Source organism: Protofrankia sp. CiP1_Cm_nod3, from assembly GCF_982290655.1.
This window is the reverse complement of record NZ_CEVIVD010000175.1, coordinates 1-5,044: the sequence shown is the minus strand read 5'-3', so window position 1 is coordinate 5,044 and position 5,044 is coordinate 1. Positions and strand designations below refer to the sequence as shown.

1 protein-coding gene is annotated in these 5,044 nt (G+C 73.0%); it reads left to right on the top strand.

The genetic code is table 11. The annotated features are described in order from the left end of the window. On the top strand, window positions 1–5,044 hold a 5,044-nt coding region (locus AC5LUJ_RS21610), incomplete at both ends, for a Tc toxin subunit A-related protein (protein ID WP_493465618.1).

The following is a 5,044-nucleotide window of genomic DNA, read 5'->3' as shown; positions in this document are numbered from 1 at the left end:
GGCGCGGCCGGCGCGGCCGACGCCGCCGGCGGCAACGTCCTCACCCTTGACGTCCTGGCGGCAGGCGCGCGCCAGCTCGCCCTGGCCGCGGCCGTCGGCGCGACCGTGGCCGAGTGCCGAACGTGGGCCACCGCCACGGACCTCACCGCCGCGGAGCCCGCGGCAGGGGGACCCGCCCCCGCAGACCCTGCGGCCGGGGGCCTGGCCGCCGCGGACGCCGTGCTCGCCCGGGTCGAGTCCCGGTTCGCCGCCGACCAGTGGGCGAGCACCGGCGCGTCGATCCTCGACGGCCTGCGGGCCCGGCGGCGCGACGCCCTCGTCTCCTTCCTGGTGCACCGTGACCGGCTGGACGGTGCCGACGCGCTGTCGGCCCGCCTGCTCGTCGACGTCCTCATCGGCCCCCAGGAGATCACCACCCGTATCCGGCAGGCCCTCAACTCGGTGCAGATGTTCGTGCAGCGCTGTGAGCTGGGCCGGGAGGGCCCGGGGATGCGGCCGGACGCGAAGGCGGACGAGGGCTGGTCACAGTGGGTATGGATGGGCCGCTACCGGGTGTGGGAGGCCCAACGCCGGATCTTCACGCACACCGAGAACTACGCGGACCCGGCCGCCCGGATCGGCAGGTCGTCGTTCTTCGCCGAGCTGGAGTCGGACCTGTTGCAGTCCGGCCTCACCGACGACGCCGCCGAGGAGGCGTTCCGCGCCTACCTGGACAAACTGGAGAAGATCGCCCGCCCGCAGGTGCTCGGCTTCCACCGGGAGCGGGTCGCCTCGACCGCCCTCGGGGTGCAGCGGGACGTGCTGCACGTGGTCGCCCGCTCCGGTACCGCTCCGTACACGTACTACTACCGCACCCTGGACGACGGGGCGTGGTCGCCGTGGGAGGTCATCCCGGTCGACATCGGCTACGACCAGGTCGTCCCGGTGGTGTGGAACCGCCGGCTGCTGCTGTTCTGGCCGGTGGTGACGCCGGACCCGGACGTCCCGTCGTCCGGCGGCGGCCAGACCGGGCCGCGCAGGCTGACGGAGGTGCAGGTCACGCCCCAGCCGCCGCCGTCGGCCCGCGTCCTGCTGGCCTGGACGGAACGCCGCCACGGCAAGTGGCTGCCCAAACAGCTCAGTGACGCGGCGGACGGCGCCTACGTCACCGTCGGCCGGGCCACCGGCCTGGTGGGGCTGCGCCTGGGCAGTGTGACGCCCGCCGAGCTCGTCATCGCGGTGACGACCCCGCCGCCGGCGCTGCTGTCGTATTCGGAGGTGCCGGTCGGCCGGTTCCGGCTGCGGCCGGCCGGTCTGACGGCCGAGGCGGTGACGGGCACGCAGCCCCTCACCCACAACCCGCCCGGCATGGTGTACCGGCGCGGCCGGGTCGTCGGCGCGTCGCTCGTGGTCGGCTCCGCCCCGTCCTCGTCCTACACGCTGCTGGCTCCGGGTAGGCGACTGAACGTGACCGTCGAGTCCGCCAGCTGGGGGCTCGACGTCGGCTCCGACCTGTTCGTCGCCGACGCCGACCGGACGTTCTTCGCCGCCGGCGGCCGGATGAGCCCGCTCGCGGTCCCGAAGGACTGGGCACTGCGCGGCGCCGGTGTCGTGCTGCCCGCGCAGTACCACGCGCTCCGGCCCGGTGAGGCCGAGGAGCTGGGCGGCATACGTCCCGGTGACGACAGGCTGGCCGCCCTGCGGGCCGTGCTGGGTGACGCAGCGGTCGACGCGCTGCCTGTCCCGCTGTATCCCGCTGCCGGGACGCAGGAGCTCCAGGCATCGTCGTCCGCGCCGGGGCTGCCCGCCGCGGGGCAGGTGCCGTCCCTGCCGGACGTGTCGTCGCTGCTGGACGCGTCGTCGCTGCTGGACGTGTCGTCGCTGCTGGACGTGTCGTCGCTGCTGGCAGGCCCGACAGTGACGGTTACGGTGACGAACCGGATGCTTACCGCCACGCCGACAGGACTGCAACCGCTCGTCCTGCCACCGACCGTTGTTCCTCAGGCGTCCAGCGTCATGTCGGCCCCGGGGCCGGGCTCGGCCATGAGCCTGGCGTCACGGTTCGCCGTCTCCGACATCGTCACGAGCGGGGTGTTCGGCACCATCGGCAAGCTGTCGCTGCCGTCGGTCACCGTCGGTGCCTTCTACCACCCCTTCCTGCCCACGCTGATCCAGGCGCTGGCGGTCGGCGGCGTCGAGGGGATGCTGGCCCGCAGCCTCCAGGTGGCCCCCTGGAACTTCCAGCCGTGGCCGGACACCGGGCGGCGGTTCGACTTCAGGACGGCCTACAACCCGTCACCGCTGTACGTGCGACAGCCGCATCCGGCCGAGGACCTCGACTTCTCCCCCGCCGGCGCCTACAGCTCGTACAACTGGGACCTGTTCTTCCACGCCGTTCGTCTGGTGGCGGCGCGGCTGCGGTCCAACGGCCAGTTCGACGCGGGGCTGCGCTGGCTACGGACGATCTTCGACCCGTCCTGCGCGGCCATGGTGCCCGGAGACGCCCCGGACCCGGTCCGCTCGCGGTGGCAGACCCGGCCCTTCTACGAACGCGCCCGCGCCGACTACCGCCAGCAGCGGATCGAGTCGCTGCTGGCGAACACCGCCGACCCCGCCTTCCAGCTCCAGGTCGCCCGCTGGCGGGAGCATCCCTTCGACCCGCACGCGGTGGCGTCGCTGCGGACCGTCGCCTACCAGAAGGCCGTGTTCATGGACTACCTCGACCTTCTCCTCGACGCCGGCGACCGCCACTTCGCCGCGGGCACCAGCGAGGAACTGAACCTCGCCTACGGCTACTACGCCTACGCCCAGGACATGCTCGGCCCGGCCCAGCCGCAGCTGCCACCGCACGACGCGCCCCCCGCGCACACCTACCGCACTCTCGGCGCGACGTTCGGCGGCTTCTCCAACGCCCTCGTCGCCGCCGAACACCTCGTCACCGTGCCCGACGGCGTCCGGGAGGCCGGCCCGCCGGTCCCGGCGACGGTCCTCTCCCTGGCGACCGTGCCCTACTTCTGTGTCCCCCGCAACGACCGGCTCGCCGGCTACTGGGACATCGTCGACGACCGGCTGCACAAGCTGCGCAACAGCCTCGACCTACAGGGCAACCCGCGGGTCACCGACCTGTGGGGACGCCAGCTCGACCCGGCCCGGATCGCCCGGCTGCTCGCCGCCGGCATGTCCCTGGACGAGGCGCTCGCGGAACTGTCCGCGCCGCCGCCGCGGCACCGGTTCCACACCCTGCTCGCCCGCGCCCTCGACCTGGCCCAGGAAGCCCGCCAGCTCGGCCAGGCCCTGCTCACCGCGCTGGAGAAACGCGACGCCGAACAGCTCGCCGTCCTGCGGGCGACCCACGAGACCCAGCTCCTCGAGCGTATGACCGCGATACGTGACCAGCATCTGAAGGCCGCGCAGCTCGACGAGGACGCCGCGGCCGCGGCCCATCACGCGGCCGGCCTCCGCCACCGGCACTACCTCGCGCTGCTGGCGGAATGGGAGCGGGACCAGGGCCCGGCCAGCGACAACCAGAAACAGCTCGACAAGATCACAAGCGCGACCGACTGGAACATCGTCTCCACGTCGATCCAGGCCACGACATCGCTGCTGAACGCCATCCCGCAGGCCAAGTTCGGCCCGTGGATCTTCGGCGCCGAGCACGGCGGCCAGCAGCTGGCCGCCGTCGTCAACACCGCCGCGGTCCTGGCGCAGATCAAGGCGTCGATCGACCACTCCGAGGGGACGAAAGCCGGCCTGCGGGCCGATCACGAATGGCGCCGGCAGGACTGGGAGTTCCAGCGCGACCTGGCCGCGGCCGACATGGACCACCTGTTCACGCTCGCCGGGGCCGCCGCCGTCCGCAAGGCCGCCGCGCAGCGGGAACACGACAACAGCGTCGAGCAGCTGACCGAGAGCCGCGCCGTCCTCGACCTGATGACCTCGAAGTTCACCAGCGCCGACCTGTTCTCCTGGCAGGCCCGCGAACTGACCGCGATGTACCGGGAGCTGTACAACCTGGCGTTCCGGCTCGCCCGGCAGGCCGAACGCGCCTGGCAGCAGGAGCTCTACCGCTACGACCGGACGTTCGTCAGAGCCGGCGTGTGGGACAGCGAACGCAAGGGCCTGCTCGCCGCCGACCGGCTCGTCGCCGACCTGAGGACGATGGACGCCGCCTGCCTCGACCACGACGACCGCCTGCACGAGGTCACCAGGCCGGTGTCGCTGCGGCTGCTCGACCCGGCGGCGCTGGCCGACCTCGTCACCCACGGCACCGCCACCTTCGTCCTGCCGGAATGGCTGTTCGACCTCGACTTCCCCGGGCACTACCAGCGCCGGATCAGGACCGTCGCGCTGACGATCCCGTGCATCACCGGCCCCTACACGTCGGTCAACGCCCGGCTCACCCTCGACGCCGACCGGATCCGGCGCTCCGCCGACCCGGCGTCCGGCGCGAACGGCGACGCCTACGCCCCCACCGGCGACGACGACAACCGCTTCGAGCCCAGCGGCCGGGCCGGCGGCTCCATCGTCACCAGCCACGGGCAGAACGACCAGGGCCTGTTCGACGGCGGCCAGAACGACGACCGCCTGCTGCCGTTCGAGAACGCCGGGCTGATCAGCCGCTGGACCCTGCGGCTGCCGAAGGACTCCAACAGCTTCGACACCTCGACCGTCTCCGACGTGATCATGACGATCCGCTACACCGCCCGCTACGACGACCGGCTCGCCAGGGCCGCCCGCGAGCACGTCGACACCCTGCTGGCCCGCCCGCCGGCCGCCGACACCGCCGCCGCGGCGGCGCGGCCGGCCCCGCGCCTGCTCGCCGCCCCCGACCTGCTCCACCTCGTCGACCTGCGCGCCGAACACGCCGACACCTGGGCCCGCAACAGGTCGACCCCCACCCCGTTCATCCTCGACGTCTCCCGCGACCGGCTGCCCTACGCCCTGCGCCGCAGCACCCTGAAACTGGCGAAGATCCTCGTCTGGACCGACGCCACCACTCCCGTCACGATCACCATCGCGGACGGAGCCCCCGCCACCCAGACCGCCGGCCCAGCCGCCCCTGCAC